Source organism: Streptomyces sp. Alt3 (genome assembly GCF_030719215.1).
Classification (GTDB): Bacteria; Actinomycetota; Actinomycetes; order Streptomycetales; family Streptomycetaceae; genus Streptomyces; species Streptomyces glycanivorans.
In genome coordinates, this window is sequence record NZ_CP120983.1 from 6,311,473 (window position 1) to 6,323,779 (window position 12,307).

General features: G+C 72.5%; 12 protein-coding genes and 1 pseudogene. 7 read left to right on the top strand and 6 right to left on the bottom strand.

Annotated features, from left to right (window positions below; all coding sequences use genetic code 11):
* Window positions 1-692 (top strand): annotated as a pseudogene (locus P8A20_RS27815) (class I SAM-dependent methyltransferase).
* Window positions 693-766: 74 nt separating this feature from the next.
* Here P8A20_RS27815 and P8A20_RS27820 read toward each other — a convergent pair.
* Window positions 767-1,123 carry a hypothetical protein gene (locus P8A20_RS27820; protein WP_147962910.1) on the bottom strand — a complete coding sequence of 119 codons (357 nt, stop codon included), beginning with the start codon at window positions 1,121-1,123 and terminating at the stop codon, window positions 767-769.
* Between the two features lie 219 nt (window positions 1,124-1,342).
* Here P8A20_RS27820 and P8A20_RS27825 point away from each other — a divergent pair, with 219 nt between their 5' ends.
* The 3 genes from P8A20_RS27825 to P8A20_RS27835 all read left to right on the top strand — a co-directional run bounded on the left by P8A20_RS27825 (window position 1,343) and on the right by P8A20_RS27835 (window position 6,773).
* Entirely contained in the window at window positions 1,343-2,455 is a 1,113-nt protein-coding gene (locus P8A20_RS27825) for a slipin family protein (protein ID WP_306104440.1), read from the top strand.
* A 146-nt stretch (window positions 2,456-2,601) separates the two neighbouring features.
* Complete coding sequence (locus tag P8A20_RS27830; RefSeq protein WP_306104441.1) at window positions 2,602-5,499, top strand: SCO1167/SCO6262 family helicase; 2,898 nt, start codon at window positions 2,602-2,604, stop codon at window positions 5,497-5,499.
* On the top strand, window positions 5,496-6,773 hold the full coding sequence (locus P8A20_RS27835; RefSeq protein ID WP_306104442.1) for an SWIM zinc finger family protein: 1,278 nt from the start codon (window positions 5,496-5,498) through the stop codon (window positions 6,771-6,773). Before P8A20_RS27830 ends, P8A20_RS27835 begins: the two co-directional genes overlap by 4 nt.
* Before the next feature lie 39 nt (window positions 6,774-6,812).
* On the opposite strand, the gene P8A20_RS27840 is transcribed toward P8A20_RS27835, so the two are convergent.
* The 4 genes from P8A20_RS27840 to P8A20_RS27855 all read right to left on the bottom strand — a co-directional run bounded on the left by P8A20_RS27840 (window position 6,813) and on the right by P8A20_RS27855 (window position 9,873).
* The gene (locus P8A20_RS27840; protein ID WP_147960724.1) at window positions 6,813-7,457 is read right to left on the bottom strand and encodes a class I SAM-dependent methyltransferase; all 645 of its coding nucleotides are present in this window, start codon (window positions 7,455-7,457) and stop codon (window positions 6,813-6,815) included.
* Window positions 7,458-7,523: 66 nt separating this feature from the next.
* Window positions 7,524-7,874 (bottom strand): hypothetical protein, encoded by a 351-nt coding sequence (locus P8A20_RS27845; protein ID WP_306104443.1) that lies wholly within the window; start codon window positions 7,872-7,874, stop codon window positions 7,524-7,526.
* 158 nt (window positions 7,875-8,032) lie between these two features.
* Complete coding sequence (locus P8A20_RS27850) at window positions 8,033-8,665, bottom strand: cysteine peptidase family C39 domain-containing protein (protein WP_147960725.1); 633 nt, start codon at window positions 8,663-8,665, stop codon at window positions 8,033-8,035.
* Window positions 8,662-9,873, bottom strand: coding sequence for a pyridoxal phosphate-dependent aminotransferase (locus P8A20_RS27855; protein ID WP_147960726.1), 1,212 nt, complete (start codon window positions 9,871-9,873; stop codon window positions 8,662-8,664). The genes P8A20_RS27850 and P8A20_RS27855 overlap by 4 nt, the downstream gene beginning before the upstream one ends.
* Window positions 9,874-9,959: 86 nt before the next feature.
* Between P8A20_RS27855 and P8A20_RS27860 the strand changes: the two genes are divergently transcribed.
* Complete coding sequence (locus P8A20_RS27860) at window positions 9,960-10,646, top strand: winged helix-turn-helix transcriptional regulator (protein ID WP_306104444.1); 687 nt, start codon at window positions 9,960-9,962, stop codon at window positions 10,644-10,646.
* A 54-nt stretch (window positions 10,647-10,700) separates the two neighbouring features.
* Entirely contained in the window at window positions 10,701-11,231 is a 531-nt protein-coding gene (locus P8A20_RS27865; protein ID WP_147960728.1) for a cupin domain-containing protein, read from the top strand.
* Between the two features lie 13 nt (window positions 11,232-11,244).
* On the opposite strand, the gene P8A20_RS27870 is transcribed toward P8A20_RS27865, so the two are convergent.
* The gene (locus P8A20_RS27870; RefSeq protein ID WP_442812089.1) at window positions 11,245-11,619 is read right to left on the bottom strand and encodes a nuclear transport factor 2 family protein; all 375 of its coding nucleotides are present in this window, start codon (window positions 11,617-11,619) and stop codon (window positions 11,245-11,247) included.
* Window positions 11,620-11,644: 25 nt separating this feature from the next.
* Between P8A20_RS27870 and P8A20_RS27875 the strand changes: the two genes are divergently transcribed.
* Window positions 11,645-12,286 (top strand): nucleoside/nucleotide kinase family protein, encoded by a 642-nt coding sequence (locus P8A20_RS27875; RefSeq protein WP_147960729.1) that lies wholly within the window; start codon window positions 11,645-11,647, stop codon window positions 12,284-12,286.
* The last annotated feature ends 21 nt before the right edge of the window (window positions 12,287-12,307 follow it).

Below are 12,307 nucleotides of genomic sequence, written 5' to 3' on the forward strand. Positions count from 1 at the left end.
ATGAGCGGACAACTGGTACGTGAGGGATACACGGGGACGGGTCCGGGCTCGATCACACCGGACGGATGCGCGGTCGAGCTGTACGCGCGCCTGTCCGTCGGCACCGAGCCGGAGGTGATCGGCGCGGCGCTGCGGCCAGGTGCGAGCATTCTCGAACTGGGCTGCGGCGCAGGCCGGGTGACGCACCCTCTGGTCGCCCAGGGCTTCGAGGTGACCGCGGTGGACGAGTCGCCGGGGATGCTGGAACGGGTGCGCGGGGCGCGTACGGTCCTGAGCCCCATCGAGAGCCTGGACCTCGGCGCCGAGCGGTTCGACGCGGTCGTGCTCGGATCGTTCCTGGTGCACTCGGGCGATAGGGGCTCCTCGAGACCTGCCGCACATACGTGAAGGACGACGGCGTCGTCCTCATCCAGCGGGAGGCCGCCGACTACCACTCCGCCGTGCCCCGGGAGCGGGAGGACCCGGCCGCGGGCTGCGTCATCCGGATCCTCTCGGCGCGCCCGGTCGGCGACGGGGTGGACGAGGTGCGCGTGGAGTACGTCTTCGAGGACGCCCGTTGGACCCAGACCTTCCGGTCGCGTGAGCTGTCCGTGGAGCGGTTCGAGGCGTATCTGGGGGAGGCGGGGCTCACTGTCGACCGCTGGCTGACCCCGGACGGAGTCTGGGTGCTGGCCCGCCCCCGAACGGCGTGACCGGTCTCGGGCGGCGGTGACCCGCTCCTGACAGCCGTGGCCGGCCTCCCGCAGTACGCACCTCACCGAGCCGGTCAGTGAATGAACGTGTAGCTGCGCCAGGGCCGGGCGCTCGCCGCGTTGGTGTCGGAGAACGTGGTGGCCACGTAGGCGGTGCCCTGGCCGCTGCAGTCGCGGCTGGTGTACAGGACCATGTCGATCAGGGTCCGGTTGTCGACCTTGGTCGCACCTTCGGGACCCATCGTGTGGCAGCCCTTCACCGAGGGGCTGTTCACGCTGACCACCTCGTCCTTGCCGGTGGTGTAGGAGACCGGTCCGACCGCTGTGCGCCCCAGTCCGGAACAGCCCGAGACGGCCAGGACGAGCAGGGTCGCACCGGCGGCGATGCCGGCGCGTCGGCGGAGAACGGTGGGGGGCGCGGTGACGGACATGGGCGGGTCCTCGTCTGCTCGTCCGGCTCATCGGTACGTCCCGGGGACGTGCTGGCGCTGGCCACCCTGCCCGGCCGGCCGGGCGTCGGCATCCCGTGCGCGGCCGGCCGGGTCCCCCGGCACCCGTACAGGGGTTCGCAGGTGTACGGATCGGGCATATGGTGTTAATAGGGCATGATGAGTGGGTGTGGGAACGCACCCCGTAGGCAGGGGGCCGTGATGGTCCAGGCGTTGGTGATCGCATTGGTGGCGGTACTCGCGGGCGGTCTGGTGTACGCCATGGCCGCGGCCCGAGTGGTCAAGCAGTACGAACGGGGCGTGGTGCTCCGGCTCGGCCGGCTCCACGACGAGGTGCGCTCCCCGGGGTTCACCATGATCGTCCCGGGCGTCGACCGGCTCCGTAAGGTGAACATGCAGATCGTGACGATGCCCGTGCCCGCCCAGGACGGAATCACGCGCGACAACGTCACGGTCCGGGTGGACGCCGTCATCTACTTCAAGGTGGTGGACGCCGCGAGCGCGGTGATCCAGGTCGAGGACTACCGTTTCGCGGTCTCCCAGATGGCGCAGACCTCACTGCGGTCGATCATCGGCAAGAGCGATCTGGACGATCTGCTGTCCGACCGCGAGAAGCTCAACCAGGGCCTGGAGCTGATGATCGACAGCCCCGCAGTGGGCTGGGGCGTGCAGATCGACAGGGTCGAGATCAAGGACGTCTCGCTGCCGGAGACGATGAAGCGCTCCATGGCCCGGCAGGCCGAGGCCGACCGTGAGCGGCGTGCGAGGGTCATCAACGCCGACGCGGAACTGCAGGCGTCGAAGAAGCTCGCCCAGGCCGCACAGCAGATGTCCACGCAGCCCGCGGCGCTGCAACTGCGGCTGCTGCAGACGGTCGTCGCGGTCGCCGCCGAGAAGAACTCCACACTGGTCCTGCCCTTCCCCGTGGAGCTGCTCCGCTTCCTCGAGCGCGCCCAGCAGGGGCCGCCGCCGTCCGTCGCCGCCGGGCAGCCGCAGGAAGGGTCCGGAGGGTCGGCCCCGGAGCGGCCCGCGGACCTGCGGGAGCCCGCGGTTCCGCAGGAGCCTGCACAACCGTCCGACGCCGACCCGGCGTCACCCATGGACCCGGACGTCGTGGACCCCGCCGTCACGGCGCAGACCTTCACCGACCAGCCGCTCCCGGACGCGCCTCTCCCGGACACGGACACGGGCCCGGACGGGAAGCTGCCGGGGACCGATCCGGACGGGGTGCCGGAGTTCGACCCGGAGACGGTCCCGGAGTTCGAGCCGGAGCCGTCCGGCCATCGCCGGAGCAACCCCTTCGCCCACCACTGACGCAGCCGTCCGCGCGCGCCACCGACGCCGCTCTCCGCCCGCTCCGACCTGGAAACACGGCCGGGGCGGGCGTTGTCACACCCCGCGCCTAGACTCGCCAGGACAGGAGTGGCGACAACGGACCGAGGTGGGGAGGGGTGGTGGACATGACACGGCAGGCGCAGGACGTCACGGCCGACCGTCTGCTGCGGTGCGCCGCGGTCTTCCTGCCCGCGGCGCTGCCCCGGGACGGCCGCATCGCCTTCTGGGACCCCCGTCCGGGGACGAGCGCGGACCTCACCGGCCTCGACACGGGCACAGGGGTCCACACCCTCACCGAGCTCACGGTCGTCGAGCGGCGCGGCACGGACGGTGCCGGCACCCGCACCGTGCCCGCCGTGGCGCTTCCCGTCGAGGACGCGGTGCCCCTGCTCGCGCGAGCCCGGCACCGCGTGGCCGCCCACCCCGCCACCCGCGCGTGGGGCGCGGCGGCCCTGCACGCCCTCACGCTCGTCGCGCGCGGCAGGCTCCTGCCCGGGCTGACGTCCGACGGCCACGACGCCTGGCGGGCCGGACCGCGTGACGCGGAGGACATCGCCCATCTCAGGGCCGTCGCCGCCTCGATGCCGCCGGAGGGACACGCCGTCCCGCTCGACGGCACACCCCTGCGCGTCCCCGAACCCCGAGCGCTGCTCGGCGCCTTCCTCGACGCCGTCGCCGACACCCTGCCCCGGACGCCCGCCGCCGCCCACGCCATGGGAGCGCCGTTCGCCGCCCGGGAGGCACAGCATCTGCCGGAGGCCCGTGCGTGGGCCGTCGAGGTGGCCGCCGGCCTCGACGCGGGAGTGCGCGTCTCGCTCCGGCTCGACCTGTCGGCGTACGACCTGTTCGACACGTCAGGCGCCCCGGAGGAGACTGCCGGGGACGACGAGGCGGCGAGGGCCCCGGCCGCCGCGCGCCACGCCGCCGCCGCGATCACCCAGGTGCACAGCCTGGCGGATCCGACGTACGTCACCGACGCGGCGACGCTCTGGAACGGCGGCGCGGGTGAGCCGTTCGGGCCGCGGGCCCGGATCGACGCCGTGCTCGCGCTGCGCCGGGCGGCCCGCGTCTGGCCGCCCCTGGAGCGGCTTCTGGACCAGCCCGTCCCCGACGTGCTCGCGCTCACCGAGGACGAGCTCCACGAGCTGATCGGCCCCGCCGGAGCACGCCTCGCAGCCGCGGGTGTGGCCCTCCACTGGCCCCGGGAGCTCGCCCGCTCGCTCACCGCCGCCGCGGTCGTCCGGCCCGCACCTGGCTCTGCGACCGACGGCACCTCCTTCTTCGACGCCGAGCAGCTCTTCGCGTTCGACTGGCAGCTCTCCCTCGGCGACGACCGGCTCACCGAGGCGGAGATGGACACCCTGGCCGAGGCACACCGGCCTGTGGTGCGGCTGCGCGACCAGTGGGTCGTCGTGGACCCCGCACTCGTCCGCAAGGCACGCAAGCGCGAGCTCGGTCTCCTCGACCCGGTGGACGCGCTCGCCGTCGCCCTCACCGGCAGCGCCGAGATCGACGGCGAACAGGTCGAAGCCGTGCCGGCCGGGGCCCTTGCCGCGCTCCGTGAGCGGATCCTCGACGAGGACGCCACCCTCCCCGCCCCGCCCGGCCTCGACGCCACCCTCCGCGACTACCAGCTCCGGGGCCTGGCCTGGCTCGACCGCATGACCGCGCTCGGCCTCGGCGGCTGTCTCGCCGACGACATGGGCCTGGGCAAGACGATCACCGTCATCGCGCTCCATCTGCACCGCGCGCGCACCGCCCCCACCCTCGTCGTCTGTCCCGCCTCCCTCCTCGGCAACTGGCACCGGGAGATCAACCGCTTCGCACCCGGTGTCCCCGTGCGCCGCTTCCACGGCACCGACCGCACCCTCGACGGCTCCGACGGCGGCTTCGTCCTCACGACCTACGGCACCATGCGCTCCGGAGCCGAGCAGCTCGCCGCCCACGGCTGGGGCCTCGTCGTCGCCGACGAGGCACAGCACGTGAAGAACCCGCACTCCTCGACGGCCAGGGCGCTGCGGACCATTCCCGCCCCGGCGCGCGTCGCCCTGACCGGGACCCCCGTGGAGAACAACCTCTCCGAGCTGTGGGCCCTGCTCGACTGGACCACTCCCGGCCTGCTCGGCCCGCTCAAGGCCTTCCGCTCCCGGCACGCCAGGATCGTCGAGAACACCGGCACCGCCGCCGGCCTGGGCAACGAGGAGGCGGTCGAACGGCTCTCCCGGCTGGTGCGACCCTTCCTGCTGCGCCGCAAGAAGTCCGACCCGGGCATCGCGCCCGAGCTCCCGCCCAAGACCGAGACCGACCATCCCGTCTTCCTCACCCGGGAGCAGGCCACCCTCTACGAGGCGGCCGTCCGCGAGACGATGGCGTTCATCGAACAGTCCGAGGGCATCGCACGGCGCGGGCTGATCATGAAGCTGCTGGGCTCGCTCAAGCAGATCTGCAACCACCCGGCGCAGTATCTGAAGGAGGAGCCGACCCGGCTGACCGGCCGCTCAGGCAAGCTCGCCCTGCTCGACGAACTGCTCGACACCATCCTGTCCGAGGACGGTTCCGTCCTGATCTTCACCCAGTACGTGTCGATGGCCCGGCTCCTCTCCGCCCATCTCGCCTCCCGTGCCATCCCCTCCCAACTGCTGCACGGAGGCACGCCGGTGCCCGAGCGGGAGCGGATGGTGGACCGCTTCCAGTCCGGCGAGGTCCCCGTCTTCCTGCTCTCCCTCAAGGCGGCCGGCACCGGACTGAATCTGACCCGAGCCGCCCACGTCATCCACTACGACCGGTGGTGGAACCCGGCGGTCGAGGAGCAGGCCACCGACCGCGCGTACCGCATCGGCCAGACCCAGCCCGTGCAGGTGCACCGGCTGATCGCCGAAGGCACGGTCGAGGACCGGATCGCCGAACTGCTGCAGTCCAAGCGTGCCCTCGCGGACGCGGTGCTCGGCTCCGGCGAGGCCGCGCTGACCGAGCTCGACGACCGCGACCTCGCCGACCTCGTCTCCCTCCGGAGGACGTCATGAGCCCGAACGGCGGGCCCGCCGCCCGCCCGGGCCCCGACGATCTGCGGCGCACCTTCGAAGCGGTGCCCGCCCGTACCTCGGACGCCGACGGGCCCTTCGCCGAGAGCTGGTGGGGCAGGGCCTGGGTGGAGGCCCTGGAGTCGCTGTCGATGGACGAGGGGCGTCTCGCACGTGGCCGTGAGTACGCCGACGGAGGCCACGTCGCCGCGATCACCGTGACCCCGGGCCGGGTCATCGCCTACGTCCACGGCAGCCGCCCCCGCCCCTACCGCGCCGAGCTGCGCCTGCGTTCGTTCCCCGCGTCCGACTGGGACACCCTGCTGGATGCCGTCGCCGCCCGGCCGGGGCATCTGTCGGCGCTCCTCGACAAGGAGATGCCGCACTCCCTGGTCGACACGGCCGGCGAAGCCGGAATCCGGCTGCTGCCCGCCGCCGGTGATCTGGACCCGGACTGCTCCTGTCCCGACCGTGGCTGGCCCTGCAAGCACGTGGCGGCGCTCTGTTTCCAGACGGCACGGCTCCTCGACAGCGACCCGTTCGTCCTGCTGCTGATGCGGGGCCGTGGCGAGCGTGAACTCCTCGACGAACTGGGCCGCCGTAACGCCGAGCACTCCGCCCGTGAGCGCCCCGAGACGCCCGACATGCCCTCGGTCGCCGCCTCCGACGCCCTGGCCGACCGCTTCCTTCCGCCGCTGCCCGCGCCGCTGCCCGTGCCGCGGTATCCGGGCGAGCCCCCGTCCTACCCGGAACTGCCCGGCGCCCGCGACCCGCTCGGCCTCGACCACCTGGCCACGGACGCGGCGGCCCGCGCCCATACGATGCTCACCACCGGCGACGACCCGCTCGCCGGTCTCAGCACCTGGCAGGACGCCGTACGGATCGCCGCGTCCCGGCCCACCGCCGGGCTCACCGCGACGACCCGGGCGCTCTACCGCGAGCTGGCCTTCGCCACCGGCCGCAGCACGACGGACCTGGCCCGGGCCGTCGCCGCGTGGCGGCAGGGCGGCGCGGAAGGGCTCGGCGTGCTCGAGACCGCGTGGGATCCGCCGGCCGGCCCGTTCGACCGGGCACGGCCCGCCCTGGCAGCGGCCGACTTCCCGCGCTTCCAGCCCCGGCGCAACCGTCTGACCGACGCCACGGGAACCCTCCAGCTCCGCTTCGGCCACGACAGCCGCTGGTACGGCTACGAATCCGACCCCGGCGAGGACGACTGGTGGCCCCGGGCCGCTCCCGACCCCGACCCGGTCGCCGCGCTCACCGCCCTGCGGGGCTGACGCCGGGGCCGCCGCCCCACGCAGGACGCCGAACCGCGATCACGCGGCCGGTCCCGCGGGGAGACGGGCCAGCAGGTGCGCTTCGAGGAAGCCCCGTTCGGAGGCGGGATCGTGGACGAGCCGGGCGAACGGATCGAGTCCGGCCCCCGCCAGCAACCCCGCGAACCGGTCCACCGGCCAGCTATGGGCGGGTGCCACCTTGTGGTCGAAGCGGACCGGCTCCGGTGCGTCGGTCGCGAAGAACGAGACCAGGAGCAGGCCGCCTGGAGCCAGGACACGCGCCTGCTCGGCGAGCAGCGCGGGCAGTTCCCCGGGAGGGGTGTGGATCATCGAGTAGTGGGAGAGCACCCCGCCGAGGGTGCGGTCCTCGACCGGAAGCGACTCCATGCGCGCCTGGTCGAACCGCAGTGACGGGTGGGCCCGCCGGGCGTGGTCGACCATGCCGGTGGAGAGATCGAACCCGAAGGCGTCCAGGCCCAGATCGTGCAGCATGGCCGTCAGGTGTCCTGGACCGCAGCCGACATCGGCCGTCCGCCGGTTCCCCGTCCCGCGCACGAGCTCGGCGAAGGTGCTGAGCATGGCCCGCGTGAACGGCCGTGTCTCCAGCCGGTCCGCGAACATCGATGCGTACAGCTCGACGACCCCGTCGTAGGCCACCCGCGTCTCGTCCTGGTGTTCCGTCACGGCGAAGAAGCTAACACCCGCGGCCGGGCTCCGGCCCCACCACTCGTCGGACGGTGACTGAGCCGCCTACAGCGACATCAGCAGCATGACGACGAGGACCATGCACAGCGGGAGGACCACCCAAGGCGCCTTGCGGAAGGAGTCGTTCTCCCGTTCTCCCGTTCTCCCGTTCTCCCGGTCCGCCGGTCCGCCGGTCCGCCGGTCCGCCAGTCCGCTGCCGGCGCCGTGGGCGGCGGCCAGGTGTTCCCCGGCCATGTCGGCCGGCTTCCGGGCCGTCAGGAGCGAAGGCGACCAGTCGCAGTGCGCGCAGACGAGGAAGTCGCGGTAGGGGTCGTACCGGAAGTCGCGCTCGATGTTCACCGTGAACACCTGCCCGTCCGGCCGGGTGGCGGCGAAGTGGCGTATCGCTGCACCCATGGGACGGCTCACCCCGCTCGTCGGTGTCCTCGTCGTCGCCGGTGACCGGCGGCCGGAACAGTGGAGCACCGGCCCCGTCCCGGGAGGGTGCGGTCGTCCGGAGGGGCGACCGGTGTCCATGAGCCGCCGCTCCGGATGCGAACGGTGGTGGCGCCCCGTCAGCCGTTCCGCGCACCACCGGGGAGGGATACGCCCCGGCCGGCGAAGAACCGCTCGAAGACCGGCAGCGGAAGGCCGGCCGCGCGCGTCGCGGCCGACGTGCCCGACGGGTTGTGGAAGTGGACCCCGCCGCCGTCCGCCGTCCTGGAGGTCAGCAGCACCAGATGGCCACCACGCCCCGGAGCCGGCTGTTGCGGATGCCTGATCCCGAAGTGCACGGAGGCCATCACCCTCCGCCCCTCGTCCAGCAGTTCCAGGATCCCGGCGGGGGAGAGCTCACGGTGGACGACCGCGTCGAGGCCGTGGACCTCGGAGGCGTACCGGGCGAAGGGGGCGTAGACCAGCCCCTTGATCACCCCGTCGGAATCGGCGCCGTCGGTGTAGGCGCCGTAGCGCAACGCCCCGTCCCGCAGCGCGAACAGGGACGGTGCCCCGGGGCCGAGCGTCATACGCAGGCAGGCCATACCGCACAGATGGCCCGACCAGCGCGCGTACTCGGCCGGCGACTCGGCGCCCGAGTCCGGCCAGCGGGGGTCCCCGGCAGGATCGAGACCGCCCTCCACGATCGCGCCCACCAGATCCGGCGAGGCGAACTGCGTGAGTACGGGAACGCGGCAGGTCCGGCAGGTCACTGGCGGTACCCGGCCAGGAAGCGGCCGATACGGCTGATGGCGGCGTCCAGATCGTCGGCGTGCGGGAGGGTGAGGATGCGGAAGTGGTCCGGGCGCGGCCAGCTGAACCCGGTCCCCTGCACGACCTGGATCTTCTCCCGCAGCAGCAGGTCCAGCACGAACCGTTCGTCGTCGACGATGGGGTGGACCTTCGGATCGATGCGCGGGAAGGCGTACAGCGCGCCCTTGGGCTTCACGCACGACACACCGGGGATCTCGTTCAGCCGCTCCCAGGCCCGGTCGCGCTGCTCGTGGAGCCTGCCTCCCGGGGCCACGAGATCACGGATCGACTGACGGCCGCCGAGGGCCGCCTGGATGGCGTACTGCGCCGGGGCGTTGGGGCACAGCCGCATGGACGCGAGCATGGTGAGCCCCTCCAGATAGCTGCGGGCATGCTGCCGGGGGCCCGACACCACCATCCAGCCCGAGCGGAATCCCGCGACGCGGTGCGTCTTGGACAGGCCGCTGAAGGTGAGGCAGAGGAGGTCGGGAGCCAGCACCGCCACGCTGTGGTGCTCCGCGTCGTCGTACAGGATCTGGTCGTAGATCTCGTCGGCGAACACCATGAGCCCGTGCCTGCGCGCCAGGTCGAGCATGCCGTCGAGGACCTCGCGGGGGTAGACGGCGCCCGTCGGGTTGTTCGGGTTGATGATCACCATGGCCCGGGTGCGGTCGGTGATCTTCGAGGCCATGTCGGCGAGGTCGGGGTTCCAGTCCGCACCCTCGTCGCACATGTAGTGCACGGCCTTCCCGCCCGCGAGCGTGGTGACAGCGGTCCACAGAGGGAAGTCGGGGCTCGGGATCAGGATCTCGTCCCCGTCCTCCAGGAGTGCCTGCACGGCCATGGAGATCAGCTCGGAGACCCCGTTGCCCAGGAAGACGTCGTCCACATCGACATCGGCCATCCCGATCGCCTGGTAGCGCTGGGCGACGGCGCGGCGGGCGGACAGGATGCCGCGCGAGTCGGTGTAGCCGTGCGCCTGGGGGAGCATCCGGATCATGTCCTGGACGATCTCCTCGGGCGCCTCGAAACCGAAGAGCGCCGGATTGCCCGTGTTGAGGCGGAGCACGCTGTGGCCCGCCTCCTCCAGGGCGTTGGCCTGTTCGATGACCGGGCCCCGGATCTCGTAACAGACCTCGTTGAGCTTGCTGGACTGCCGGAACTCCATGCGGTGCCTCCCCGACGTGAATTGCGATACTTGGTTTTACCAAGCTCGGGCTTGGAAAGTCCAACAACATGTCTAGACTGCGTCGCATGCCACGTCAGCAGCAGCCCGCACGACCCGCCCGCCGCCGGAGCTACGACCAGTTCTGCGCCACCGCCCGCGCCCTCGACTCCGTCGGCGACCGGTGGACCCTGCTGATCGTCCGTGAACTGCTGGCCGGTCCGCGCCGCTACACGGATCTGCACGCCGACCTGCCCGGAGTCAGCACGGATGTGCTGGCCTCCCGGCTCAAGGACATGGAGCAGGGCGGCCTGGCCGTGCGCCGCCGCCTGCCGCCCCCCGCGGCCGCCGCGGTCTACGAACTGACCGAGCACGGCCGCGGACTGCTCCCGGTCCTCACCGCACTCGCCGAATGGGGCGCTCCCGCGCTCGGTGAACGGCGCCCCACGGACGCGGTCAGGGCGCACTGGTTCGCCCTGCCGCTGCTGCGGGCGCTGGACGGCCTCACCCGCGGCGGAGTCGTCGAAGTCAGACTCCCCGAAGGCGAGTTCCACATCCGTACCGGCGCGGACGGGCCGGGCGAGGTCTACGGATACGGTCCCGCCGACAGCCCCGACGCCTGCCTCGTGCTCGACGCCGACGCCGTCCTGGCCGTCGGCCGCGGCGGGAGCGCCCTCGCCCAGGCGGTCGGGGGCGGCAGGGTCGAGGTGCTCGGCGACGGCCCGCTCGCCGACGAGCTCCGCGGCGTCAATGCCCGCGCGCCTGAAGCCATATGACCAACTCGCCGGTAGCGTAAGCGTGTTCATCGGGCGGATGCTGAGGAGTCGGTCATGGGGTTCGACGGCGTTGTCGGTGCGAAGAGCGCGATCGGCGGGGAGAACCGCAGCGGGGCCAGGAGGCGGGTGACCCTGCGCAAGGCCCTGATCGTGGGTGTCGGAGTGGCGGCGCTCGGCCTTCTGCCGGCGGCGGCCGTCGCCACGCCGGGCAGCGGCGTGAGCGGGACGGTCCACGCCGAGGGCACCTCGGAGGGCAAGCTCAAGGTGAAGACGCCGAACGGCCGCACGGACGTGACCTTCCGGGAGATCACCGTGGCCCCCGGCGGATCCACCGGGTGGCACACCCACAGCGGACAGCTGATCGCCGTCGTCAAGTCCGGGACGCTCACCCGTACCCTCCACGACTGCTCGGTCGAGGCCACACCCGCGGGGACGTCCTTCATCGAACCGTCCGGGGCCGACCACCGGCACATCGGGCGCAACCTGGGGACCGAACCCGTCGTGCTGTGGGTGACGTACCTGCTCCCCGAGGGCAGCGCGCTGTCCGACGACGCCGAGGCGGCGGACTGCCCGGCGGCGCGCTAGAGGGGGAAGCCGGTCAGACGGCGGGCGTCCCGCCGTACGCACCGAAGCCCGCCACGACCAGGCCGTCCCGGAAGGTCAGTACCTCGTACACCCGGCCGCCGATCTGGTTGCGGTAGTCGATCACCAGCGCGTCGACGCCCGCCCGTACGTCCATGACCTCGAACTCCAGGTCCGGGATCCGTTCCAGCCCCGCGGCCCAGTAGGCGCGCAGGGCCGCCTTGCCGTGCACGGTGCCGGCCGGGTCGTCCGTCAGGCGGGCGATCATGGGCGAACTGAAGGTCACGTCCTCGTCGTAATGCGCGAGGATCCGGTCCAGGTCGTGGGAGTTCCAGTCGTCCTGCCACAGGGCGGCGAAGCGACGGGCGAAGTCGAGATCCATGCGGATCATGATGCGGCAGAGTGATGATGGACGGGTGCGATTCGAACCCATCACCTGGACCCGGCTGGCCCGGACCCTCGCCGCCCACGCCGACGGACTCGAACCCGCCGACGGCGGGTCCTGGCTGAGGATCGGCGTCGACGGTGCTCCCGCGGCCCGCCCGGACGAGGCCGCCGCACACCTCGCCGAGGCGCTGCGCGCCCGCGGGCGCCCGGTGCTCACGATCTCCACGGGCGGCTTCCTGCGCCCCGCCAGCCTGCGCTACGAATACGGCAAGGAGGACCCCGATTCGTACGCCGACGGCTGGTTCGACACCGGGGCGCTGTGGCGTGAGGTGTTCCGCCCGCTCGAAGCGGGCGGCAGCGGACGGGTCCTGCCCGATCTCTGGAACCCCGACACGGACCGGGCGACCCGCAGCCCCTACCAGGTGCTGCCCGAGGGAGGGGTGCTGATCCTGCACGGGCCGCTGCTCCTCGGCCGGTGGTTCCCCTTCGACCTCACGGTCCATCTGAGCCTCACTCCCGGTGCGTTGCGGCGGCGTACCGAGGAGAGCGAGCGGTGGACACTGCCCGCCTTCGCGCGGTACGAGACCGAGACCGATCCGTCCGGCGCCTCGGACGCGGTCGTACGCGCCGACGACCCGCACCGACCCGCCTGGACGGGGCTGGGAGGTTAGCGCCGTTCCTTCGGCCGCCGC

Coding starts and splice junctions, on each gene's coding strand:
- P8A20_RS27820 (WP_147962910.1), bottom strand. CDS start 1,123: ATGTCCGTCACCGCGCCCCCCACCGTTCTCCGCCGACGCGCCGGCATC.
- P8A20_RS27825 (WP_306104440.1), top strand. CDS start 1,343: ATGGTCCAGGCGTTGGTGATCGCATTGGTGGCGGTACTCGCGGGCGGT.
- P8A20_RS27830 (WP_306104441.1), top strand. CDS start 2,602: ATGACACGGCAGGCGCAGGACGTCACGGCCGACCGTCTGCTGCGGTGC.
- P8A20_RS27835 (WP_306104442.1), top strand. CDS start 5,496: ATGAGCCCGAACGGCGGGCCCGCCGCCCGCCCGGGCCCCGACGATCTG.
- P8A20_RS27845 (WP_306104443.1), bottom strand. CDS start 7,874: ATGGGTGCAGCGATACGCCACTTCGCCGCCACCCGGCCGGACGGGCAG.
- P8A20_RS27855 (WP_147960726.1), bottom strand. CDS start 9,873: ATGGAGTTCCGGCAGTCCAGCAAGCTCAACGAGGTCTGTTACGAGATC.
- P8A20_RS27860 (WP_306104444.1), top strand. CDS start 9,960: ATGCCACGTCAGCAGCAGCCCGCACGACCCGCCCGCCGCCGGAGCTAC.
- P8A20_RS27865 (WP_147960728.1), top strand. CDS start 10,701: ATGGGGTTCGACGGCGTTGTCGGTGCGAAGAGCGCGATCGGCGGGGAG.
- P8A20_RS27870 (WP_442812089.1), bottom strand. CDS start 11,619: ATGATCCGCATGGATCTCGACTTCGCCCGTCGCTTCGCCGCCCTGTGG.